Origin of the sequence: Corynebacterium tuberculostearicum (assembly GCF_046097465.1) — a bacterium.
Classification (GTDB): Bacteria; Actinomycetota; Actinomycetes; order Mycobacteriales; family Mycobacteriaceae; genus Corynebacterium; species Corynebacterium tuberculostearicum_I.
Genome location: NZ_CP175799.1, coordinates 777015 through 799836, shown reverse-complemented (window position 1 = coordinate 799836; position 22822 = coordinate 777015). Strand labels below are relative to the sequence as shown.

The 22822-nt window shown below is 60.4% G+C and carries 19 protein-coding genes; 7 read left to right on the top strand and 12 right to left on the bottom strand.

From position 1 onward, the window contains the following. Window positions 1-32: 32 nt before the first annotated feature. A complete protein-coding gene (locus ACKFRX_RS03865; protein ID WP_408928151.1) occupies window positions 33-701 on the top strand; it encodes a beta-N-acetylglucosaminidase in 669 nt (222 codons plus the stop codon). Window positions 702-706: 5 nt separating this feature from the next. On the opposite strand, the gene ACKFRX_RS03860 is transcribed toward ACKFRX_RS03865, so the two are convergent. Then, window positions 707-1771: a PDZ domain-containing protein gene (locus ACKFRX_RS03860; protein WP_408919117.1), complete on the bottom strand. Its 1065-nt coding sequence runs from the start codon at window positions 1769-1771 to the stop codon at window positions 707-709. A 93-nt stretch (window positions 1772-1864) separates the two neighbouring features. Between ACKFRX_RS03860 and ACKFRX_RS03855 the strand changes: the two genes are divergently transcribed. Continuing rightward, window positions 1865-3286, top strand: coding sequence for a zinc-dependent metalloprotease (locus ACKFRX_RS03855; RefSeq protein ID WP_408928150.1), 1422 nt, complete (start codon window positions 1865-1867; stop codon window positions 3284-3286). On the opposite strand, the gene ACKFRX_RS03850 is transcribed toward ACKFRX_RS03855, so the two are convergent. Beyond that, window positions 3283-3804: a M48 family metallopeptidase gene (locus tag ACKFRX_RS03850; protein WP_408919119.1), complete on the bottom strand. Its 522-nt coding sequence runs from the start codon at window positions 3802-3804 to the stop codon at window positions 3283-3285. The genes ACKFRX_RS03855 and ACKFRX_RS03850 overlap by 4 nt on opposite strands. A 62-nt stretch (window positions 3805-3866) precedes the next feature. Here ACKFRX_RS03850 and ACKFRX_RS03845 point away from each other — a divergent pair, with 62 nt between their 5' ends. Further along, entirely contained in the window at window positions 3867-4754 is an 888-nt protein-coding gene (locus ACKFRX_RS03845; protein ID WP_408919120.1) for a hypothetical protein, read from the top strand. On the opposite strand, the gene ACKFRX_RS03840 is transcribed toward ACKFRX_RS03845, so the two are convergent. The 8 genes from ACKFRX_RS03840 to ACKFRX_RS03805 all read right to left on the bottom strand — a co-directional run bounded on the left by ACKFRX_RS03840 (window position 4732) and on the right by ACKFRX_RS03805 (window position 17035). After that, the gene (locus ACKFRX_RS03840) at window positions 4732-6789 is read right to left on the bottom strand and encodes an ATP-dependent DNA helicase UvrD2 (RefSeq protein ID WP_408919121.1); all 2058 of its coding nucleotides are present in this window, start codon (window positions 6787-6789) and stop codon (window positions 4732-4734) included. The two genes, ACKFRX_RS03845 and ACKFRX_RS03840, sit on opposite strands and share 23 nt — an antisense overlap. Further along, window positions 6782-7513, bottom strand: a complete 732-nt coding sequence (locus tag ACKFRX_RS03835; protein ID WP_408919122.1) for an NAD(+) diphosphatase — start codon at window positions 7511-7513, stop codon at window positions 6782-6784. The genes ACKFRX_RS03840 and ACKFRX_RS03835 overlap by 8 nt, the downstream gene beginning before the upstream one ends. Continuing rightward, window positions 7514-8632 carry a potassium channel family protein gene (locus ACKFRX_RS03830; protein WP_408919123.1) on the bottom strand — a complete coding sequence of 373 codons (1119 nt, stop codon included), beginning with the start codon at window positions 8630-8632 and terminating at the stop codon, window positions 7514-7516. A gap of 71 nt (window positions 8633-8703) precedes the next feature. Further along, complete coding sequence (locus tag ACKFRX_RS03825) at window positions 8704-11883, bottom strand: ATP-dependent helicase (RefSeq protein WP_408928149.1); 3180 nt, start codon at window positions 11881-11883, stop codon at window positions 8704-8706. Beyond that, a complete protein-coding gene (locus tag ACKFRX_RS03820) occupies window positions 11876-14983 on the bottom strand; it encodes an ATP-dependent DNA helicase (RefSeq protein ID WP_179387626.1) in 3108 nt (1035 codons plus the stop codon). The genes ACKFRX_RS03825 and ACKFRX_RS03820 overlap by 8 nt, the downstream gene beginning before the upstream one ends. A 32-nt stretch (window positions 14984-15015) precedes the next feature. Next, window positions 15016-15801, bottom strand: a complete 786-nt coding sequence (locus ACKFRX_RS03815; protein ID WP_179387531.1) for a hypothetical protein — start codon at window positions 15799-15801, stop codon at window positions 15016-15018. Window positions 15802-15810: 9 nt separating this feature from the next. Continuing rightward, window positions 15811-16749, bottom strand: coding sequence for a DUF3152 domain-containing protein (locus ACKFRX_RS03810; protein WP_408919125.1), 939 nt, complete (start codon window positions 16747-16749; stop codon window positions 15811-15813). A gap of 61 nt (window positions 16750-16810) precedes the next feature. Then, complete coding sequence (locus ACKFRX_RS03805; RefSeq protein WP_005322370.1) at window positions 16811-17035, bottom strand: DUF3107 domain-containing protein; 225 nt, start codon at window positions 17033-17035, stop codon at window positions 16811-16813. A gap of 71 nt (window positions 17036-17106) precedes the next feature. On the opposite strand from ACKFRX_RS03805, the gene ACKFRX_RS03800 reads away from it, so the two are divergent. Both ACKFRX_RS03800 and ACKFRX_RS03795 read left to right on the top strand, forming a co-directional pair. Beyond that, window positions 17107-18432: a DEAD/DEAH box helicase gene (locus ACKFRX_RS03800; protein WP_408919126.1), complete on the top strand. Its 1326-nt coding sequence runs from the start codon at window positions 17107-17109 to the stop codon at window positions 18430-18432. Further along, window positions 18429-19667 carry a hypothetical protein gene (locus tag ACKFRX_RS03795; RefSeq protein WP_408919127.1) on the top strand — a complete coding sequence of 413 codons (1239 nt, stop codon included), beginning with the start codon at window positions 18429-18431 and terminating at the stop codon, window positions 19665-19667. The genes ACKFRX_RS03800 and ACKFRX_RS03795 overlap by 4 nt, the downstream gene beginning before the upstream one ends. Before the next feature lie 72 nt (window positions 19668-19739). On the opposite strand, the gene ACKFRX_RS03790 is transcribed toward ACKFRX_RS03795, so the two are convergent. Next, window positions 19740-20228: a hypothetical protein gene (locus ACKFRX_RS03790; protein ID WP_200436090.1), complete on the bottom strand. Its 489-nt coding sequence runs from the start codon at window positions 20226-20228 to the stop codon at window positions 19740-19742. 497 nt (window positions 20229-20725) lie between these two features. On the opposite strand from ACKFRX_RS03790, the gene ACKFRX_RS03785 reads away from it, so the two are divergent. Together ACKFRX_RS03785 and ACKFRX_RS03780 are read left to right on the top strand one after the other, a co-directional pair. Continuing rightward, on the top strand, window positions 20726-20986 hold the full coding sequence (locus ACKFRX_RS03785; protein WP_005322377.1) for a WhiB family transcriptional regulator: 261 nt from the start codon (window positions 20726-20728) through the stop codon (window positions 20984-20986). A gap of 83 nt (window positions 20987-21069) precedes the next feature. Beyond that, complete coding sequence (locus ACKFRX_RS03780) at window positions 21070-21144, top strand: 50S ribosomal protein bL37 (protein WP_100067784.1); 75 nt, start codon at window positions 21070-21072, stop codon at window positions 21142-21144. A 108-nt stretch (window positions 21145-21252) separates the two neighbouring features. On the opposite strand, the gene ACKFRX_RS03775 is transcribed toward ACKFRX_RS03780, so the two are convergent. Next, the gene (locus ACKFRX_RS03775) at window positions 21253-22326 is read right to left on the bottom strand and encodes an IS30 family transposase (protein WP_234447260.1); all 1074 of its coding nucleotides are present in this window, start codon (window positions 22324-22326) and stop codon (window positions 21253-21255) included. Between the last annotated feature and the right edge of the window lie 496 nt (window positions 22327-22822).

The following is a 22822-nucleotide window of genomic DNA, read 5'->3' as shown; positions in this document are numbered from 1 at the left end:
TCTCGCCTGCGACTAAGGAGCATTTTCCTACCGTGCGACGCACTACTCTCACTCGCCTGACCGCCACCCGCGCCACCGCAGCAGCGCTTCTGCTGGGTGTAGGCGTGAGCACTGCCGCTTGTTCCTCGGACGATGCCGCGCCTGCCGACGCCCCCGTGGAGACCACCACCGCCGGCACCGAGACCACCGCCGCTGCGGCGAATACCGCTGAGGAAACCAGCACCGCTTCTAGCTCCTCCACCATTGAGTCCAGCGCTGAATCGAGCGCGGCGGAAAGCTCGGAGGCGTCGGAGGGGGCGTCGGCAAGCAAGGAGCCCGGAACCGAAAAGTTGGAAAAGTCTGTGGCCAAGGCCTATGACATCTTTGCTCCGGTAGCGCCCAAGGAGCTTTTCGCCCTCTTTGACCGCTGCGATTCCACGGGCGGGGACGATTCCTATAACTGCTCTGGGCCAGAGGTAGGCCAGTTCCAGTTCTTCCGCTCGCACTCCAAGGCGAAGCAAACCACGCAGGTGCTTACCGAGCTGCGCAGCTCGCAGGTCATTGAGGATGACGGCGACCGCGTCGTAGGCTGGTCCACCTTGGGAACCACCGCGGTCATTACCGTAGTGGACAATAAAGAAGGCATGGTCATGCAACAGATGATCTCCTCCGATCAGGAAGACCCGGAAGAGAAGATCAAGGAGCTGGGCCTAGCTAAGTAGGCCGGCTACTGGCAGGTTTTAATATCCTTGCCGTCCGCGAAGTCCTTCATTGCGGACACTGCCTCATCCAAGGTGGAAACTTCCGCGATGGGCATATCGCCGTGGTCGCTCGCGGCGGCCTCGGAGCAATTATCCTTCGGCGCGAGGAAGAGCTCCGCACCCGCCTCGTGCGCCGCGGCGATTTTATGTTGGATGCCGCCAATGGGGCCTATCTCACCGTCTTCCTGAATAGTGCCCGTACCGGCCACGAACTTGCCGCCGGTGAGATCTTCCTCGTTGAGCTTATCGATAACCGCTAGGGTAAACATCATGCCGGCGGAGGGCCCACCAATATCCTGCAGGTTGTATTTGACCTTAATATCGTCTTGCGGGACCGAGAGCATGGCGATGCCCAGCATTGCCTGCCCCTTCTGCTGAGGGTTTTCCCCTAGCTCTATTTCTTCTTCTTGCTTCTTGCCGCCACGCTGGACGGTCAGCGTGGCCTTATCGCCAGGGCTTTTCTGCTTGATGACGTCTTGGACCTCGCCTGGCTCCGAGACCTCCTTGCCGTCAACTGCGGTAATGACATCGTCCTTTTTCAGCGTGCCCTGCGCCGCGCCCTCATCCAAAACTTCCGCGATGGTGATCTTCACCGGTAGGTGGAGGTAATCCATTGCGGCGACGGTCGCGGCAGACTCGGATTGGGTAAAGGCCTGCTTATTGGACTCTTCTACCTCTTTATCGCTCATGTTCTGCGGAATGACGGTATCGATGGGCACGATGGTGTCATCGGTCATCATCCAGCGGCCCAGCGCCTGCGCCAGGGTCATATTGGTGCGCACAGAGACCGTGGTCATGTTGAGGTGGCCGTCGGTGTCATAGGTTTTCGGTGCCTGAACATCAACGACCTGGGTGCCGTCGACCTCCCCCAACGTGTCCACCGTGGGACCGGGCCCCTCAGCGGCATAAGGCACGGTCAAAGACACATCGGTGCCGGGGATATGGTCAAGCGATACCAACGCACCGGTGAGGACGACGGGGATGGCACCCCAGGCGATGGTGCGGACGCGACGGCTAGCAGGAGAATTCACGGATCAATACCCTACAACCTTTGCCGTAGTGTTCGCTGTCAGCGTAGCGGGGATCATGGAAAGTAGCCGGATGGTGCCGGTAGATTAGGACGCATGAGCAACGGATTCGGTTTTTCTTTCCCCAATAACGATGACGACGATAATGACGGACGTCGTGACCAGAACCCGTTCGGCGCATTCGGCGGCGCTAATGGTGGCGGCCTCGGTGACATGCTGAACCAGTTCGGTCAGATGCTATCCGGCATGGGCTCTTCCATGAACTCGCCGGAAAACTCCGGCCCAGTCAATTACGACATGGCCAAGCGCATCGCCCTGCAGCAAATCTCGCAGTCCAAGACGGTAAGCGCGGATGACACCAAGGCCGTAGAAGAATCCGTCCGCTTGGCGGAGCTCTGGCTTGATGACGCCACCTATTTGCCCACCGCCTCCGGCACGGCCAAGGCCTGGGATTCCAAGCAGTGGTTGGAAGAGACCATGCCGGCGTGGCAGCGTATGGTCACCCCGGTGGCCGAGCACATGAATGATGCTCAGCTGGATTCCATGCCGGAACAGGCGCGCGAGATGTTGGGCCCCATGACCAAGATGATGAACCAGATGTCTGGCATGAATTTTGGCATGCAGCTCGGCCACGCCTTGGGCGATTTGGCCTCCCAGGCGCTGACCGGTTCCGATTTCGGCCTGCCCATCGCACCGGCCAATACCGTGGCACTGTTGCCACAGACCATCCAGAAGGTCGCCCGCGAGCTTAATGTTCCTGGCCAGGAGGTGCTGGTTTATATTGCCGCCCGCGAGGCTGCCCGCCAGCGACTGTTTAAGCACGTGCCCTGGCTGGTAGAGCGCATCGTCTCCTCTGTAGAGGAATATGCCATCGGCCTGGTCATTGATACTTCCCACTTGGAGGAAGTCACCCGCGAACTCAACCTCGAGTCCGGCGATCCACAGGCAATCCAGGATGCGATGAGCAAGCTGCAGGGCATGGACCTCTCCCCGCGCATCACGTCCAAGAACACTGCGGCCGCATCTCGCCTCGAAACCCTATTGGCCTTGGTAGAAGGCTGGGCCGAGCACGTGGTTACTGAGGCACTAGGCGAGCGCATCCCGTCGACCTCGAAGCTGACCCAGGCATGGGCACACCGCCGCAGCACCGGTGGTTCCGCCGAGAACGCCTTCAGCAAGGTGGTTGGCATCGAGCTCAATGCCCCTAAGGTCTCTGAGGCCGCAGAGCTATGGCGCCGCGCCATTGTGGCCGTGGGCGCGGAAAAGCGCGATAAGGCTTGGGATCACCCGGACTTCCTGCCCACTGCGGAGCACCTCGATAACCCGGCCGCCTTCATCGACTCCCTGCTGGACGAAGGCCCGGATGAGGGCTTCGAAGAAGAGTTTGCCAAGCTGGAGGAAATGCTGAAGAACGGCGAGGATTCCTCTGCCGCGCAGGGCGACGAGTCCACGGATTCCGAGAAGCCGGAAAGCAAAGACGAGAAGAAGGACAAGGGCACCGAGGACGAAGAGAACTAGAAGCCCCAGCGCTGATAGGCCTCAAGATAGCCCTTCGCCCGCTCAGCGCGGGGCGCCCTGTCCGCCCACTGCCAAAAATCCCGCCCGTGACGCGGGATGAAGGTGTGGGTGAGCTCGTGAATGATCACTGAATCCAGCACATAATCCGGCACGTGTTGCAGCCGGTCACTGAGCCGAATATCCGCGGTGGAGGTAGTACAGCTACCCCACCGCGTATTTTGGTTGCTCACCCACCGAATAGAGCCGATGGTTGCACGGCCATCTAAATACGCCGCGTTGAGCCGCCGCGCACGTTCTTCGAGCTGGGCGTCTGTGCGGCGGCCACTGCCCTGTTTCTTCTCCACCCGCGCCAACATGTCTGCGACGGCATCACGCTCATCCCGCGCGGACATCCACGCGGGAATGCGTACCTCGAGCACCCCGGATACCATGCGCGCCTGCACGGTTTTCTTCCGCTTGGCAGAGCGAATGACTTTGACCTCTGGGGGCTGCGGTGCGGTGGGCTGCGTGCTCGACATGACAGGTGATTGTACCTGTGGTGCAATGGAGACCACATACTTCGGGGGAAGGGGTTAAAAGCGTGGGGATTTCTGCCACCCAAGTGGTCTTGGCGCCAGGCAGCGCAGTGTTGTGCCGCGAGGAAACGGTGATCCAATTTGGCATGGATGCCACCCGCGTTGGGGTTGCGGAAACTGGAAGCGCGCTCACCGTCGCGACGGCTTTCAACACCGCTCGCGAACCAGTGTCCCCGGAGGACTTATCTGAACGACTGCGTGCTGCAGGGCTTGAGAAGGCGGCGGCGCTGAGCCTCATTGAAGACGCGCTGGACTACGGCATCCTCTGGCCACACAACGAGGCCGATGCCAAGGCAGACACCATTGTCCTCATGGGAGGATCCGCCTTGGCGGAGAGGCTCCGCGCGCGCCTTGAGGCGGATGGCTTCCAGGTCCGCATCCCGTTGGAGGAAGACAATGTCTTTTCCTATATCCACGACCTCGATGGCATGTATCCAGTACTTGCTGTGGACCAGCTGCACTGCCCACTGGATTGTGCGAATGCACTCGCGGGCACAGGCACTACGTGGATTCCGGTATCTTTGCTGGACAATCGTGGCGTCATCGGGCCTGTACGGCTGCGGGGCCAAGGACCGTGCCCATTGTGTGCGCACTTGGCGCGCGTGGATATGGACCCACTATGGAATATCATCAGCACCCAGCTCACCCGCGTGCGCCGCACGCCAGAAGCCGTGGTGCTCGATGCGGTCTCGGCGCACACGCAGGTGACTATAAGACGACTGATGGGGCGGCCGCTGCCGCCAGGCGCACCGACCGCAAAGCCGCGCCCCGGACAGCAGTGGGAGGTCGATGTCTACGGACACCATCAGCAGCGCACCGTCATTGCGCATCCACGCTGCCCGGTGTGCTTCGGCGGCAAGACCAACCTAGCTAGCTGCGAACCGAACGAATAACCTCTAGTACTTGGGCGCCGTAGCGCTCCAGCTTGCTGGGGCCCACGCCAGAAATGGACAACATCTCTGCCTCATCGGAGGGCAATTCCTCCGAAATCGCTTGCAGGGTGGCATCGGAAAAGATGACATAGGCCGGAACCTTTTCCTCACGCGCTACCTGGGAGCGCCACGAGCGCAAGGCCGCAAAGACCTCTTCATCGCCGCCGCCCTCGCAATCTTCATGGCGGCCAATGACCTTTTCCGCCGGTGTGCCCAACGGGCCAGAGCACACGCGGCAGCGCTTCGGGCGGCGCGAGCGAGACCCACCGCCGGAGGCATCTTCGGCCGCCGGGACGATGCCATCGAGGAAGCGGGTGCGCTCGCGCGAAGCCCGCGAGCCGGTAGTCTTCGCCAGCGCCCACGACAGCGCGAGATGCTCACGAGCGCGGGTAATACCCACGTAGAAAAGGCGGCGCTCCTCTTCTACCTGTTCGTCGCCAGCCTTGATGGCATGGTTGATGGGCATAAGCTTTTCCGTTAGCCCCACGAGGAATACCGCGTCCCATTCCAAGCCCTTGGCGGCGTGCACGGTAGCCAGCGTCACGCCTTCCATAGCTGGGGCCTGCTTATCGGTGGAGCGCCGGCGCAACTCCCCCAGCACCCCGTTGAGATCGATGCCAGGAGTGGATTCCACAATCTTTTCAATGAGCCCAACCAGTGCGTTGAGGGACTGCCAGCGCTCGCGGGCCTGGGCGCCCTGCGGCTCGGTGGAACTCAAACCCAACTCGACAAACGCGGCGCGGGCAATCGCCACCGGGTCATCCGGCAGGTCCTCGCGGCGGGTCGCGGCGATGAGCACGCGGATCGCCTCCAGGATTTCCGGGCGGCGGAAAAAGCCCTCGCCGCCGCGGACTTGGTAGACCACTCCGGCGTCGGCAAGCGCCTGCTCAAACTGCTCCGACTGGGCATTGATGCGGTAAAGGATGGCAATCTCGGAGGCCGGCACGCCCTGGTCCAGCAGGGTAAGGACCTGGCCGGCCACCTCCTGGGCCTCAATTTCTTCGGACTCATAGGCCTTGAAGGTGGGCTCGGGGCCGGGATCGCGCATGCCCTGCAGTTCCAAGCGCGTGCCAGCTGCGCGGCCGGTGGCCTTGCCAATGACCCGGTTGGCCAGGTCCGTTACCTGCGGCGTAGAGCGGTAGTCGCGCTGCAGCTTGACCACGGTGCCATCCGGGTACGTGCGGGAGAAATTGAGCAGGTAGTCCGGGGAGGCGCCGTTGAAGGAATAGATGGTCTGGTTAGCATCGCCCACCACGGTAAGGTCATCGCGCTCGCCCAACCAGGCGTTGAGAACCCGCTGCTGCAGCGGGGTAACATCCTGGTACTCATCGACGACAAAGGTGCGGTACTGCTCCCGGAAGGTCTCCGCGATCGCCGGCACATTCTCGATGGCACCTGCGATGTGCATGAGGAGGTCATCGAAGTCCAAGTGCATCATGTCCGGCGTGGCCTTGGACTGCTCGTAGCGGCGGAAGGCCTCTGCCACCTTGGCCGGATCGGCCGGTGCACTGCGATCCGTATTGGCGATCACGGACTCATAATCTTCGGCACTGACCAGCGCGGACTTAGCCCACTCGATCTCCGCCAGGACGTCTCGAATCATGTCCTTGGAGTTATCCAGCCCCACCGAGCGCACCGCGCGAGCAACCAGTGGGAATTTATTATCCAACAGCTGCCACGGAAGATCGCCAGCTACCTGCGGCCAGAAATACTTCAACTGGCGGCGCGCCGCCGCGTGGAAGGTCTGCGCCTGCACGCCGGCCACGCCCATAGTGCGCAGGCGATCGCGCATCTCTCCGGCCGCTCGCGCAGTGAAGGTCACCGCAAGCACGCGCTGCGGGCTGACAAACCCCTGGTCCACCAAGTTGGCAATGCGATAGGTAATAGTGCGAGTCTTGCCTGTACCCGCGCCGGCCAAGATGCACACGGGCCCGCGCGGCGCCGTGGCCGCGCGCAGCTGATCTTCATCCAGCAGAGACAAATCCGGCTTAGTCACCGTGATACCACTCCATAATCATCGTGTGTGCAATTGAACCCGGACGAGGAAGCTTAAGCTCAGGCAGCTCGGCGCGCTCCACCCACCGGATTTCTTCCAATTCCCCATCAGTATGGCAGGTGGGGTGGACATCAGCCGTGCGCGCACAAAAGCCCAGCATAAGAGAGCCACTCGGTGGCCACGCCTGCGAGCCCCAATAGCGAATATCATCCACCCTGCGCCCGGTTTCTTCTAGGGCCTCGCGTGCAAAAGCAGCCTCTGCGGTCTCGCCCGGCTCAACGTAGCCGGCGATCAGCGAAAAGAAGCTAGTGCGGCGGCGATTGCGCGCCAGCAAAATCCGGTCGGTGCCGCTGAGGCGAATAAGCCCGATGACGGCAGGATCTAGGCGTGGGAAAACCATCCGGCGCTCGTCCAAGGGATCGCGCCCAACGATTCCCGGTGCTGGGTAATCCAGCTTGTGGCCAGTTCGCGGATCAAAGCGCTGCTCGCGCCGATTGCGGATCAGCGCAATGGCTTGCAAAATCACCGGCTGGTCCGCAAAGAACGTTGCGCTTTCTAGCCGGCCCAGCTCGCTAGCACCGTCCTCCGGATACGCGCACGCCTGCAGGGTACCTAGGTCCACTACTGCGTGCTTGCCGACGCCCCCGGGAACCTTCTCCACCAGCACCGGCTCCCCCGCTGCCGTAACCGGAACCTGGCCATGAGGGGTTACTGGGAGGAACATTTAATCCTCGTCATCATCGTCCATGACCTCAATGGGTTGCTCCATCTCATGCTTGATGTAGAGCAGACGGTCGCCCGGCTTCAGCGCGGAGGCATCCGCGGTATCCACGCGGTGCAGCTCGTTATTGCGCAAAACAGCCAACACGATATCTGCCAGGTGGCGTGGGTTGGAGCCCACCTCGAATTCGCGCACGGCGCGCTCGGCTACGGAGAAACCTTCGTTGGGTGAAAGCAGGTCTTCCATCATCTCCACCACCGTCGGGGTGACGGTGGCCAGGCCTAGCAGTCGGCCGGCCGTCTCAGCGGAGGTGACCACGGAATCTGCACCGGATTGGAGCAACAGGTGACGGTTTTCGGACTCGCGCACCGACGCCACGATCTTGGCCTTGGGCGCAAGCTCTCGCACGGAGAGGCAGCACAGCACCGCGGTATCGTCCGTGGATGGGGTAACGACGATGGAGCTGGCGTGCTCTACCCCAGCGATCTTGAGCACGTCCTGCTTGGTGCCGGAACCAAAGATGGTGACCAATCCGTGGTGTTCGGCGTGAGCGAGGGACGCACGGTTGGTATCGATGACCACGATCTGGGAGGACGGAACATCATCGGCCAGCAGCGCGGCCACGGCTCCGGCGCCCTTGGTGCCATATCCGATAACGACGGTGTGGTTACGCAATTGCTTTCTCCAGTTCTGGATTTGGAAAGTACGGCGGGCCTTATCCGTCAGCACGGACAAGGTCGCGCCAACCAATAAAACAAGGAAGATCAGGCGGGCGGGGGTAATAAGCGTTAAGTTAATAAACCTGGCCTGCGGGGACACGGGCACGATATCGCCGTAGCCCACGGTAGTCAGCGACACCGCCGCATAGTAGGCAGAGTCCAATAGCGACATGTCCTCGCTATACCCACCGCCGTCTAAATAGACCACGACGGTCACGAAGACAACGATGCCCAAAGCCCACAGCACACGCTTGCCCAACTGACGCCACGGGCTGGAATTTTCATCCCTCGGCACCGTAATGACATCAATGAGAGCGTGGTCTGGCTGCGAGGACAGCTCAACCTGCGGCAAGAAGCGACTTTTAAAGCGTGACTTCATTGCCTGCGCACGTTTTTTAGCCACTAGCCCCGCCTTCTTTTCTGGTCTCGAATGATTGCTCAAGAGATTGCGCGTTACGCAACCGCCCACATACCTTAGCCCTTGTGGTGCTCAACTGACGATTCAAGGAGTTCCTTCAGCTCGTCCCCACGCGGCAGGCGGGCAGGCTCGAAGGTATAACCATCGTGGACATAATAGAACGCGGCACGAATCTTTTCCCCGCCGTGGATACGGCGCCATGCCTCTGCATACACCGCTAGCTGTATCTTGGCAGCATCCATAGCCTCTCCCTGGGGAGGGCGGCCAGTCTTCCAGTCCACCACCATCCAGGTGCCATCCTCCAAGCGGAATACCGCGTCCATGCGCCCGCGCACCACGGACTCACCAATGGTGATTTCAAAGGGCGCCTCCACGTGCTCCGGTTGGCGCTCGGCCCACTCGGAGTTCAGGAAGGCCTCCTTGAGCTCTTCCAAATCGAAGTCCTCCGGCTCATCAATACCTGGAAGTTCTTCCTCTCCCAATAGTGCCGGGCTGCCGAAGCGGTCCTCCAACCACGCGTGGAAGGCGGTACCGCGCTTGGCATAGGAATTCGGCTTAAACGGCACGGGGCGGCGTTGCCTGCGGGCAAACTGAAGCGGGTCTGCCCGCAGCGCAACCATGTCAGAGGCGGTCAGCTCGCTGGGTAGCTCAACGTCTACCACCGGCTGTTGCAGCGCCTTGTACTCCTCAATGAGCGCGCCAGCTTCCTGCTCCCACAGCTCAAAGGTTTCACCGCGGCTCAAATCTGGGAGCTCCTCCATAGCTTCAAGTACCAGGTCCGCACCGGCGACTGCCTCTGGGCTGGCCTGCAGCGCTGGGAATTGGGCGCTCTCCCCAAAATCATCCTCGGAAGGCTCGTCGGGGACGGACCACTCCACCACGTACTGCGGGAATTGCTCTTTCAGGCGCTCTAGATATTCATAGGGAGCCTTCTTGTTCTTTCCATTGAGGTTATTGGTGCCCGAGCCGGTAACGGTCAGGGTAGATTCGGTACGCGTCAGCGCCACATAAAAAAGGCGCGCCGATTCCTCCGCCTTGATGGCGCTATCTGCTTTCTTAAACTCCTCGCACGCGTTTTGGAAATGCGAGCGCTTTTGGGCATCCTCTGGGACCTCAATATAGTCATCGTCTCCCGGGACCTTATCGATCCTGGACAGGAAGGTCTCTGCTTGCGCGCTATAGCTAGACGAATCCGCATGCACCACGCAGACGTGTTCCCATTCCAAGCCCTTGGCCTTGTGCGCGGTCATAATCTGCACGCGGTCAGTGGCCGCGGGAACTTCGCCAAGATCTAGGCCATCTTCCTTTTCGAGCGCTAACGCAAAGTAATCCAAGAGCGCATACAAAGAATCACCGTGGAAGCCCGCGACGATATCGGCAAATTTATCCAGATGTGTCGCGCCCCCTGCGCTTCCACGCGCAAGGACTTCGGTGCGGATATTAAACAATGCTTCAATATCGGCGAAGATATCCACCAGCGGTTTGGACAGAGAATAGGTGCGCAGGTGTCGCAGTTTGGCAGAAACCTCTTCCATTCGGGCGAGGCCTTGCGGGGTATAGCGGTCTCTCTCACCTAGATCGGCCAGGGCGTCGGCAAGGCCGACGCGCTGATCCGGCTCCTCAGCGGTGACATCTTCCAACTGCGCACGCAGGTAGTCTTCCGGGTCCATCCCCGGCTCCCAGCGCAAGCGCTCCTCCCTCGCGCCGGCCAGGTTTCGTTGGCGGGAAGCAAGCGCTTGTATATCACTGATTCCCAGGCCACAGATGGGCCCTGCCAGCACCCGCACTGCCGCAGGCAAGTCTTCTGGGCGCACGAGCATGGTGGCAATAGCTACGAGGTCCTGGATTTCTGGCTGCCACAGCAGGCCACCGAGACCAATGATTTCATTGGGTACGCCCGCTTTGTCTAGGGCCGCAGCGATGGGGGCGGAGTGCCTATTTTTGCGCACCAAAACCGCCGCGCTGAAAGTATCTCCCTCGCGCTTTTCCCACTGCTCTTTCAGGTACTCGGCAACGAATTCACGCTCGCGAACCTCGCTGTCGAAGTACGCCAACTGGATGTCGCCTTCGCCCTTATGCGGGGCGGCAGAAAGCTCGTCCACGGGACGTTCAACGCCTTCGAATACGCCCTCCGCCACTGAGTTAGCCAAGTCCAGCGCACCAGAGGGGTTGCGCCAAGAGGTGGTCAACTGGTCCTTCGGAGCGGGTGTACCCGGCGCGACCGGGAAGTCCTCCACGAAGGCAGTGAGGTTTTCAGAGGTCGCACCACGCCACCCGTAGATGGCCTGCATTGGATCACCCACGGCCGTAACCGACAGGTCCTCTTGGTCCCCTCCGAACAGGCTTCGTAGAAGCACGCGCTGGGCATAGGAGGTGTCTTGGTACTCGTCTAGCATGACGACCTTATAGCGCTGGGATTGCTGCTTGCCCACCACAGGATGATCGCGCGCTACGCGGGCAGCGACAGCCATTTGCTCGCCAAAGGTGATGACTTGTCGCTCGGATTGTTCCTTTTTCAGGGCCTCCAGCAGCGGCACGTACTGCACGCGGCGCTCCTGTGTCTGAATATATTCCAGCAACTTTTGCGAGTATTCAGGACCATTCTTTTGGGATTTATCGAGGTTATCGATGTCCGCCCGAAAATCGCGGGCGTGCTGGGCGATGTGACTCGTGTCCTTGAGCCCATTATCGATATCTTGGCTGAATTTCAGCAGGGTCTCGGTAATCGTGGCTAGGGCGCGATCGTCTTCCAACTGGCCGGTGTAATTGCGCACCACATCGTAGGCCAAGGAATAGCGCTCGGTCTCGGTGATGATGCGAGCCGTAGGCTCCACTGGAACCAACAGCCCGTATTCGCGAACGAGTTCTCCCGCATAGGAGTCATAGGTAGCTACCTTCGGCGCAATGTTTTCTAACGCTTCTGCCACCTCGCCGCCTGGTGGGATGAGGCTGGAATCGCGCAATTTAATCAGCTGCCGCCGGATGCGCTGCTCCAGCTGTTGCGCGGCCTTACGGGTGAAAGTCAGGCCGAGAACCTGCTCCGGGCGCACATAGCCATTGGCCACCAGATACACCACGCGCGAGGCCATGGTTTCTGTCTTTCCGGCACCAGCGCCGGCAACCACGAGTTTGGGGCTAAAGGGGCCTTCGATCACATGGGCTTGTTCCTCGGTAGGCGGAAAGTCCTTGCCCAAGGCTGCAGCGATCTGCTGTGGGGAATAATTGCTCTTAGGCATCGGTGGTCATCCTTCCTTCTTCCTGCACGGGGCAGATGGAGCGAATTGGGCACTTATCGCAGTCTTTATTGGTGCGCGCAGTGATGCGCGGGCCGCGCATCTCCTCCACCAGCGGGGGCAGAAGTGCGGCGAATTCTTCCAGGGCTTCCGGCGATTTATCGCTTTGCCAAATCTCACCAATCTTTTTGGTGGTCGCACCCGGATACACCAGCACACCGCCCTGGCGCGGCATGCCTTCGCCGTCGTGAACCTGGTGACCGTCAAATGCGCCGTGGGCAAGCGCGAGCTGATAGGTCATCAGCTGCACATGGTCCTCGCCCTCTTTCTTAGCCGGCTTGCTTCTACCCGTCTTGAGGTCGACCACCAAGTAATTTCCCTCTCCATCGCGAAGCAGACGGTCCATATAGCCGCCGATGCGCACCTCCTCGCTGACGCGTACGCCTACGGGAATTTCCACACCGGCAAGCTCTTGATTGACCTCGGATTGGCGCGCCCATTCCCGGGCGCGGTCCAACAGGGTGGAAAACTCATCGAGCTTGAAACGCAATTGCCACTGCGGTACGTCCTGAATGCGCTCGAAAGCCTCCATCACCAATAGCTTGGCTTTTTCCGCATCCATTCCGCGGCCAATGGCTTCAAAGAAGGCGTGCGCCAAAGTACCGCGGAGCAGGTGCTCCTCGGTGCTTGGGTCCTCGGCCACATTTCCTAGCACGGCCTTGAGCGGGCAGTTGAGTAATGCTTCCACCCGGGAGGGTGACAAACTGCCGCTAGTATGCAGCGGCATTTCAGCTGCAACGGAGCGCGCAGACCACCACTGCTCCGGGTGGGCGCCAGGGATATCGGCTGCCGCTAGCCGAGCGAGCTGGCGCGCTGCTTGTTTGCGCTCAACCTCACCGGATTCCGGATTGGTAACTACGCGGCGCAATTGTGCGACAAAGGCCGGCACCGACAGCACCGCCACATCGAGGGGATCCACCTCGAGCCCATCGCGCAATGACACGGGTGCGGGTTCAGGCACATCGAGGCCCAGTTCGCGCGGGAGTTGCGTGCGGCGTAGCGCCCGCTTTGCTTGCCGTCGCGCAGCCTGGCCAGGCACGTCCACACCACGGCCAGCGAATTCGCTAATGAAGCGCGAAGGCTCAGAGACCGTATCACCTTCCGGGTTTTCCACAGCTGCAATGAGCAGGCGCTGTCGGTGGCGCGTGGTAGCGACATGGAAGAGTCGACGCTCCTCTGCCAAACGAGAGGCAACGTGGCTGACGGGGGTATCGGGATCAATATCGTGGTCGAGGAGATCGATGAGATCTTCTTGATCAAAGATGGAGCCAGTCTCCCCTAGCGAAGGCCAGCTTCCCTCCTGTGCGCCGGCCACAATGACGGTATCCCATTCGCGGCCCACGGCGCCGTGTGCAGTCAGGATCTCTACTGCCTGCGGAATAGCGGTGCGGCGGTCACGCACACCGGTGGGAAGTTCTTGTTCGGTGATATGCGTCAGGAAGGCGCGCAGCGAGGAATCAGGGCGGCGCTCGACGTAGTCGCCTGCGGCGTCAAAAAGCGCCATCATTGCATCCAAGTCGCGGTCGGCCTGCGAGCCGGTCGCGCCACCGCGCAGCGCCGAAGCCTGCAGGCGGTTATCGAGCTCAGTTGCGCTCCACACAGCCCAGAGGACCTCCTCCACAGAGTCCCCGGAGGCGAGTGCGTCCCGGCCGGCGCTTAGAACCGTGCGTACACGCTCTAGGATGGAGTATTCCCGCTCAGTGAGTTGCCCATTAAAATCTGGGAGCTCGCCATAGAGAAGACCGCGCAGGCTATCGATGCCCCGGGTGGTGGAATCCCAGCGGCGCAGACCACGGATAAGGCGGCGCAGGGTGACGGGATCGGCGCCACCCACGGGGCCGGTGAGCAACTCTTCCAACTCCGAGTTTGATAGGTCGTCCTCCAAGGCACGCAGGGCGAGCAGCACGGCGGAAACCAAACGCTGTTCGGCCAAGACGACGTCGGTAGGGCTAATGTGCACGGGCACGCCGGCGGCCAAAAGGGTGCGGCGCATCTGCCCGATATCACCGGTTGAACGAACGATGACGGCGATATCCCGCCAAGGCACGCCGTCTTCTAAGTGACGGCGCCGCACGGTATTGGCTACGACGTCACGCAGACTGCCGTCCGAATCCACAATGGAGATGCACGCCGGAGCGGGTGTGCGGTGGGGCTCGGTGAGCTCGATGTCGTGGTCAGCTGGGAAATCCCGCAGGAAACGCGAGCTAGCACCGCGGAAGGCAAAGACGGATTGATCGGCATCGCCGCCTACCACCACGAGATCCGCCTGCGGGCTCATTTCGCGAATGAGCTTGCCTGCGGTGGGGTCGAGCAATTGCGCATCATCGACAATGATGGTGTGGAAGGGGTGCTCGCGCAGTAGCTGGGGGCGCTGAAGAACCGCGGTAACCAATTCCGCAGCGGAATAGGAATGGGCGCGGGAAAGGAGCTGCACGCGTTCGTACTCGCGCAGGAATTCACCCGCCGCGGACCACATGGGGCGGCCGTGCTCGGCACCGAGGCGCTCTAGATCGCCCGGGCCCAGGCCGCGTTCAATGGAGCGCAAAAGGAAATCGCGCAGCTGCCGGGCGAAGCCCACATATTCCAGCGCGGGCCGCATCTCCGCGGGCCACGAGCCATGCCCGTCTTCTGCTTGGCCAGTGAGCAGCTCGCGGATGACGGCGTCTTGCTCCGCACCGGTAATAAGTCGCAGCTCCTCCTCGGCCGCTGTGCGCAGCAACGCGAATGCTAGGGAGTGTACGGAACGCACCATGGAGGTCTGTGCGGCGTAATCCTCGAGCCGCTCAGAAAGCTCGCGGCGCAGCCGGGCGCCGGATTCCTTCGAGGGAGCGATAACCAGGATGCCGGAGGGATCCGCGCCGGTCTGCCGGGCTTTATCCAAGGCATGAATGACGGTATCGATAAGGAAGCTGGACACACCGGTGCCGGCGGCACCGGTTACCTTCCAGGTACCGGATTCGGGCAGGTCAACAGGCCAACTGCGGGTCGTGGCGGATTGGGTACGGGGAACGAGGCGCACCTGCGGGGACGGTGGAAGGATCACTCCCGCACGCGCGGTGGAATGGGGGTCGTAACTCACCGCTCCAGTATGGCAGATGCCCGCGACACCAGATGCTGCTCCACCCGTTCAATATGCGAACGCGTGTTTGAACGCGACGCGGAGTGCAGGTCATTGACATAACGGCGATACGACACCGCGCGCAACAGCAATTCCGGCATACCGGGTACATGACTAAAGCGCTGACAGATCCCATCATCGACCGCTTGGCCAATGAGCCCATCCACAATAACCAAAGCGGCCGTCCAGCCGGCTGGGCGCGGGGATTCGCTCGGCACAATGTCCACAATGCCCGGCGGGTTGGAGCCGTGGTAAACCGTGGTGGTGAGAAGTGCGGTGTGGGCGGGGATAAGGGGGACGTCGGCAAGCAGATCTGGCCGATAAGCCTCGCCTGTTTCCTCCCAGGCGGCGCGCTCGGCGCGTGCAAAGACATCGCTGCGCTGCCCGTTGGGAAGGGGCACCTCGGCTATAGCCGTGTCGAGGCGCAACGCCATCTGTGCGGTTTCATCAATTCGCCCGCGTACTTGGCCCGGAATAAACTGGGTAGCCTTCCACCCTGCGGCCGTGTGCCGACCATCGCTAGACAGTACCGGCCGGGAAACGCGGGCCCCCTGCACGCTGAGGCGCTCGCGCACCTTAGCGGACCAGGCGGCAAACGGACCAGCCTGGGAATAGACCACGTCGCCCACCTTAATGCCGTTATCCCACACTGGGCCCAATTGATCGCCCTGCGCGCGGCGGGTACCAGTGGCACCGGTTTCCGCGTGGAAGGCGCTTAACACATGCTCTGGGGGAAGCGGCATCCTTAACTCCTATTCGGGTTGGTGGGGATCCTTATTATTCGGATTCGGATAAGGCCACGGGTTTGGTGAGCAGGTCACGTCCTCATCAGGATAGACCTCGCTGGGCTTGCGATCGTGCAATTCTTTGTTGTTAAGGTCCAAGGTCTGCTGCATCATGACCGGCGCTAGCTTGCCTTGGCCGCCACACGGCTGGTGGGCCGCATAGCCAATGGCATGACCCAACTCATGGTTGATGACGTACTGGCGATAATTGCCCATATCGCCTTCAAAAGGCGTGGCGCCGCGCACCCAGCGGGCCTCGTTGATAATGGTGGTGGACTCGCCCGTAATGGTGGTGTGGCAGGAGGTTTCCGTTTCAATCTTCTCGCCACAGCGCTCTGCTGCGGTGCCGAGCGAAGTCAGCTGGATGCGGGTATCCGGTTCCGCATCAGCGGCCACGTGCTCGAACTCAAAGTCCTTCTGCGCGGTCCAGCCACGCGGGTCAGACAGGGTGGCCTCCACCATGGCGGCAAAAGACTCATCGCCTCCATACGGTGCGGTGTTAAGGCCATCTTCTACCTCGATGGAATAGCGCACCTTTTGCTCGCCGCCCTTACCCGCAACGGCGCCAGGCTCGCCTACCTCGTGGAAGGTGCCCTTGCCCTGCTTGGTATAGGAGCCACCGGGCGGCATCTCGCTGATTTCCCGCTTGACCGCTGCAGTATCGGCAGGATCAGGACCAACCATTTCTGTGCTAGTTGGGGCGGCCGCGCTAGTGTCTTCCGCATCTTCTTCGGAGGAAGAGGCGGTGGCGATATCGACGATGAACCACATGGTCAGCGCGATCATGAGGGGGATAGCCACCACGCGCCACCAGCCATATTGGCGCGCAAACCGGACCACCGCATTGGGGTGGTCCGGCGCGTGGCCCTGGCTCCGGTGAGCGTGGCGATTCTCCCTTTTTTCCATGGGGCCTTAGGTTACCCGTTTGTATTTAAAAAAGCTGAATCAGCAGCCCTATGCGCTCGCCTTAGGCGCCGGCGAATCCCACGGCGTGCTTCTTGGCAATGCCGACCTCGACGTAGACCACGCGGTCAGTGCGCACGAGGTACTTGCGGCCCTTGTCATCTTCCAATTCCAGGGTGGAGTTATCCGCCAGGGCACTGTTGATCTTCTGCGTCAGCTCGGCTTGGTCACCTGCAGCGCTAATGACCAGCTCACGAGCGGTATCCGCGAAGCCAAACTTGATATCCATGAAGATTCCTCCTCTAACTAGAGTTTTATTGTCAATGGCCCCACTATAACCATCCCGGCTACTATCAAGGTGTGTCTGACATAAAATCCCAGCCACCGAGCTTCGCGGAACTCGGCGTTGCGGCCGAAATCTGCGATGGTCTCGCCTCCCGTGGCATCACGCGTACTTTTGCAATCCAGGAATTAACCCTGCCCATCGCGCTATCTGGCCAGGACTTGATTGGCCAAGCGCGCACTGGCATGGGCAAGACCTATGGTTTTGGCGTGCCGCTTTTGGACCGCGTCTTTGATGACGCCGATATCGACGAGCTCGATGGCACCCCGCGCGCCCTCGTGGTGGTTCCCACCCGCGAGCTTGCCCAGCAGGTCACCGAGGACCTGCAGGTGGCTGCCGCCCACCTGCCCGTGCGCTTAGCCTCCATTTACGGCGGCCGTCCCTATGAGGAGCAGATCAAACAGCTCAACAAGGGCGTCGACGTCATCATTGGCACGCCCGGCCGATTGATCGATCTCCACGAACGCGGCAATCTGCAGCTCGATCGCGTGGCTATCTTGGTGCTCGATGAGGCCGACGAGATGCTGGACTTGGGCTTTTTACCCTCGGTGGAGGCTATCCTCAAGGCACTCGATGGCAATGCCCACCAAACCATGCTCTTTTCCGCCACCATGCCGGGCGCGATTTTGACGCTCGCCCGCCGGTTTATGGAAAAGCCCATCCATATCCGCGCCGAATCCGGCGAGCAGGATTTCACCCACTCCTCCACCCGCAAGGTCACCTTCCAAGCCCACCGCATGGATAAGGTTGCCGTTGTCGCCCACGCCTTACAGGCCGCCGGCCGCGGGCGCACCATCATCTTCGCTCGCACCAAGCGCGCGGCCACCCAATTGGCCGATGACCTTGCCCGGCGCGGCTTCCACGTGGGTGCCGTCCACGGCGATCTGGGGCAGAAGTCGCGCGAGAAGTCGCTCCATGCCTTCCGCACCGGCCAGGTGGACATCTTGGTCGCCACTGATATTGCTGCCCGCGGCATCGACGTTGATGATGTCACCCACGTCATCAACTATCAGGTTCCGGATGATCCGATGACCTTTGTCCACCGCATCGGCCGCACGGGGCGCGCCGGCCATACCGGCACCGCTATCACCTTGGTGGGCTATGATGAGCTGGGCAAATGGCAGGTTATTAATGATGAGCTGGATTTGGGTGAGCCGAATCCGCCGCAGTGGTTCTCCACGTCCCCGGAGCTGGCCCAGGCTCTAGACATCCCCGCGGAGGTAGAGGAGACTGTCGGCCCTGAGACCAAGGTCGTGGGCCAAGTTCCCGTCCGCGAGAAATCCCCCACCCGTACCACCGCGCGCCGCGGCAGCTCCCGGCGCTGGCGAGGAGGCCGCCGATGACTAAAGCTCCCATTTTGCGCTCGACCCCCGCCGATTGGAAGGCTACCGGCATTATTGCCGTGGTCTGCGCCATAGCGGTCGGCGGGGCGGCTATTACCGCCAATATTAATCAAGCGCATCTCAGCCAAGCGGCCGTTCCTGGGGATAAGGATGCACCCGCGCTTGCCGACGTCCCCGAGGCCCTCCACGAGTCCTTCAGCCTCCCCAACGAACCAGTACCCGGCCAATACCGGGCGGTTTCGGCACACGGCCTGACCATCACCCACGCCGATCACACGCTCACCGCCACCAACCCAGACGGCTCCGAGGCTTGGACTTATGAGCGCACGGACGCGGATCTGTGCTCGCTGTCAACAGCGTGGGGCAAAATCGTGGCGTCGTATAAAACCGGCGTGGGCTGCGGGGATACCGTGGCAATTGAGGCTGCGACCGGTGAGTATGACAGCACCCGCAGCGCCGTCAGCTCGGAGGAGGTAGTACCCGTTTCCTCCAATGACCGGGTAGGAACGGTCTCCACCGACCGGATTGATCTGTGGCGCTCCGATATGGTGCGCACCGTGGAATACGGTGATGTGGAGGCCAAACAGGAACCGGACAAGCAACCGCACGAGGGCTGCTCGATTAGCTCCGCCCTTACCCGCACCGAGAATTTAGTGCTGACCGAGTCCTGCCCCGATAAGCCGGGCACGACCTGGTTGCGCTTCCAGGACACCACCCCTGATGATTCCCGTGAGCCCGATATCGCTGCCGATGTGGACATAGCCACCGACGGCGCCCGGCTTGTCGCTGTGGGACAAAAGGCCGCCGCCGTCTACCGCCCAGGCCCGCATCCCACGATCGAGTCCTATGACAATAAGGGCGAAAAGCTGGACTCTACTTCGGCGGAGCCTTCTCCAGACATAGACGCGGCCACCACCCCGTTCGCCCCAGCAACCGCGGATCTGCCGCACCATATGACCTGGTTCGATGGTTCCCGCCTCTACCTCTTTAAACCGAGCGACCTCGCAGTGGATCACGTGGTAGATGATGCCATCGGCACCCCCATCGCCGTCGATGAGCATATGTTGGTACCTACCCAAGCGGGCTTTGCTGTCATGGATTGGTCTACCGGCAAGACGCTGCGGACCATCCCGGTTGATCGCGGCAGCTACGACGGCCCCGTCTACCTCACCTTGGCGGGCGACACCATCGTGGAAACCCGCGGCGATCAGGTCGTGGGCCTAAGCGCCGATTAACACCCTCCGCTACAGAAAGGGCCGCGCCTTCCGGATTTACCCGGGGCGCGGCCCTTGTGTGTGGCGGCGAATTTAGAAGTTAGCTGCCGCCCACTCCGTGGAAGCGCGGACGAACATGAGCAGGAAGATGACTACGGCGGCGCTCGCCAAGGTCACCGCACCAAGTAGCGGCGATCCGCCGCTAAACATCTGGAAGGAGCTCGCTGCCAAGATGAGCTCGACCAGGATAATGGCTCCCCTACCCCAGCGCTTTCCCTTGACCATGGCCCAAGCACCCACAATGACAAAGCCAAAGACAATAAAGATAAATAGTGCGGTGCCCAGCCCCACAAAGCTTCCGGAGCCCGAGTCCGACACCATGGAACCATTTTCTGCGCCGGTCGCCTCGCGCACAATCAGGAAGATACCGAAGCAGATGACGGCGATGGACTGAACCACGGCGAGCGCTGCGGCCACGAGGACCGGCTGGGGCGCGCCCTGCTGGGCCTTCTCCTCACGCGCCGGCTGCGCGGAGGAAACACTTTGCTTTTTGTTTACCTGCTTTTTCTTCTGCTTAGACACAAACCCACAGTCTACTCACCGGTCGAGGCCATTTCCTTGTGCGCCACTCAGGTTTCGCGGGGGCAGGGGTTAGCCGGGTAGATTTGACGCTTCTTCAGTCACCACACTCAATGCTTTTTGGACAATGCACCAGTTCAGCGCGTTTCTCACAGGCTTCTTTCAACTCATACGTCGACCTAAATGACCCCCACACTAGTTTCATTCACGTGAGGTTGACCACAATTTCGCCTCTACCCCTAGCGGAGTCTGAGTAAACATGTCATGATTCTGGGGTAGCAAAAAGAAAGAGGACGTAAACCTCTTCTTAACTTGAAGGAAACTTCAAGTAACCACAATGTGAACCATTGGCGGCGGCGACGCTGGCCCGACCTCGAGACCGGGCCCCACTGCACGCAGACCAGTTCACACAACCACCCACCCTGGCATTGGTTGCTTTTCATTTTCATGAAAAGCGCTTGTGCTTACTGCTGTCGAATTTTTGTTAGGAGATATCAATCATGGATTGGCGCCACGAAGCTGTTTGCCGCGACGAAGACCCCGAGCTGTTCTTCCCAGTAGGCAATTCTGGTCCTGCACTTACCCAAATCGCTAAGGCCAAGCTGGTCTGCAACCGTTGCCCTGTTGCCTCTTCCTGCCTGAAGTGGGCACTGGAATCCGGCCTAGACGCCGGCGTCTGGGGCGGCCTGTCTGAAGAGGAGCGCCGCGCCCTCAAGCGTCGCCGTAACCGCGGCCGTGGCCGCGCCCGCGTTTCCGCTTAAGAACCGGCCCCCAATTTTCGTTTCGGCGCCCTTAGCCGCTACAGTTGAATAAAGTTCAGATACCCTCAACGAAGGAGTGCGCAATGAGCAAGCGTGGTCGCAAGCGCAAGGATCGCCGCAAGAAGTCCGCTAATCACGGCAAGCGTCCTGGCGCATAACGCACAGCATTACTCAAAGCCCGGTTCCCTCGGTCACTTCGACCGTAGAACCGGGCTTTTGCTATGTCAGACGCACATGGCGGATTCTAGTGGTCGTGGAAACACTTCCTATGTTTCGGTTGAGTTTATCAGTGCTGCCATTTTCTCGGCTGGTGTTTGAAAGCCCAGGGTTTTGCGGGGGCGGCGGTTGAGTTGCATGGCGACGAATTCTAGGTCCGCTGCACTGTGGAGGCTTAGGTCTGTTCCTTTGGGGAAGTACTGCCTAAGTAGTCCGTTGGTGTTTTCATTGGTGCCCCGCTGCCACGGCGAGCCAGGATCGCAGAAGAACACGGGACAGTTTGTCGCTACAGAAAAGGCCTTATGGCAGGCCATTTCACTTCCCTGGTCCCAGGTAAGTGAGCCTTTGAGATGATCTGGCAAGCCAGCGATCGCTTTAGTAAGTGCTGCATTTACTTCGGTAGCATTATGCCCATTAGGTAGATGCAGCAAGATGACATAGCGCGTGGTTCGTTCTACGAGAGTCCCAATTGCAGACTTATTGCCCGCGCCTAAAATGAGGTCGCCTTCCCAATGACCTGGTACGGCTCGGTCGTCTACTTCTGCTGGCCGGTCGGAAATCATCACTATAGGGTCAACAAACCGCTTGCGGGCGCTGCGCGTGCCACGAGGTCGACGTTGGGCGTGACCGCGACGCAGTGCAGCAGCGATTTCTTTTTTCAACTCGCCTTTAGCCTGGAAATACAGAGATTGATAAATCGTTTCAGGACACACGTACATAGTCTCATCACCGGGGTAGCAACTGCGCAACCGCCCAGAAATCTGCTCTGGCGAGTACCTGTCTTTCACCATTTCCCAAACCACCTCACGCAAGCGTGGATTGGTATCAATCTTGCGCTTTTTCGGTCTAAACCTACGCAACACCGATTTACGGTGCGCATACGTGGGAAGATATACCCCAAACTCATCCCGGTTGCGTTTAAGTTCCTTGCTGATAGTTCCAGCAGAGCGCTGAAGACGCCGAGCTATCTCACGTACGCCTTTGCCTTGCCGGTCAAGATCAAAGATGAGCTCGCGCTCTTCTATCGATAGATAGCGCGAAGAAATACGCCTATCGATACGCTGTTGTGAAATAACCTGGACTGGAACTGCTTGGCGACCATCAACGTACTCGAGTACCTGCATAAGCCTGTTATACAGCGCCACATCCGGGCCATCCGGGACAAAAGGCACACGCCCGGTGGAAAGCTTAATGACGCCTTTGTCTATATCAGCAGCATTACGCGGATGAATGCCACAGGCTAAAGCGGCATCTTTGCGTCCTAAAGCATTTACACGCAGTTGCAGATAACTACACCGGCGAGTTGTTGCCGCAGCTTTGCGGCCGTACGGATTGCGTTTCCACAAACCAAGCTCAATACCGATTCGATATACCGGAGTAGAGCCTATAGAAAGCTGGCGCGCAATATCCATTGGTGCCACACCTTCAAGCCACAGGCGAGCTATTGCCTGACTGTCAGCCGAGCTAATACGCCTGCGGCGCTTGCGCGGCAAGTCCAACTCACCAGCAAGCCGATAAGCCACCGACCGCGGTAAACCAACCACACCAGCAGCCGCCCGTATTGAACTACCAGCCCGAACCAACGACGCAAACCGCGCCACGACAACAGAATCCGGAACC

What these genes read in the sequence shown, in the direction of transcription:
- ACKFRX_RS03775 (WP_234447260.1), bottom strand. Translation starts at nt 22,326, where the DNA reads ATGCAGGTACTCGAGTACGTTGATGGTCGCCAAGCAGTTCCAGTCCAG.
- ACKFRX_RS03805 (WP_005322370.1), bottom strand. Translation starts at nt 17,035, where the DNA reads ATGGATATCAAGTTTGGCTTCGCGGATACCGCTCGTGAGCTGGTCATT.
- ACKFRX_RS03855 (WP_408928150.1), top strand. Translation starts at nt 1,865, where the DNA reads ATGAGCAACGGATTCGGTTTTTCTTTCCCCAATAACGATGACGACGAT.
- ACKFRX_RS03825 (WP_408928149.1), bottom strand. Translation starts at nt 11,883, where the DNA reads ATGCCTAAGAGCAATTATTCCCCACAGCAGATCGCTGCAGCCTTGGGC.
- ACKFRX_RS03785 (WP_005322377.1), top strand. Translation starts at nt 20,726, where the DNA reads ATGGATTGGCGCCACGAAGCTGTTTGCCGCGACGAAGACCCCGAGCTG.
- ACKFRX_RS03795 (WP_408919127.1), top strand. Translation starts at nt 18,429, where the DNA reads ATGACTAAAGCTCCCATTTTGCGCTCGACCCCCGCCGATTGGAAGGCT.
- ACKFRX_RS03835 (WP_408919122.1), bottom strand. Translation starts at nt 7,513, where the DNA reads ATGTTCCTCCCAGTAACCCCTCATGGCCAGGTTCCGGTTACGGCAGCG.
- ACKFRX_RS03850 (WP_408919119.1), bottom strand. Translation starts at nt 3,804, where the DNA reads ATGTCGAGCACGCAGCCCACCGCACCGCAGCCCCCAGAGGTCAAAGTC.
- ACKFRX_RS03810 (WP_408919125.1), bottom strand. Translation starts at nt 16,749, where the DNA reads ATGGAAAAAAGGGAGAATCGCCACGCTCACCGGAGCCAGGGCCACGCG.
- ACKFRX_RS03815 (WP_179387531.1), bottom strand. Translation starts at nt 15,801, where the DNA reads ATGCCGCTTCCCCCAGAGCATGTGTTAAGCGCCTTCCACGCGGAAACC.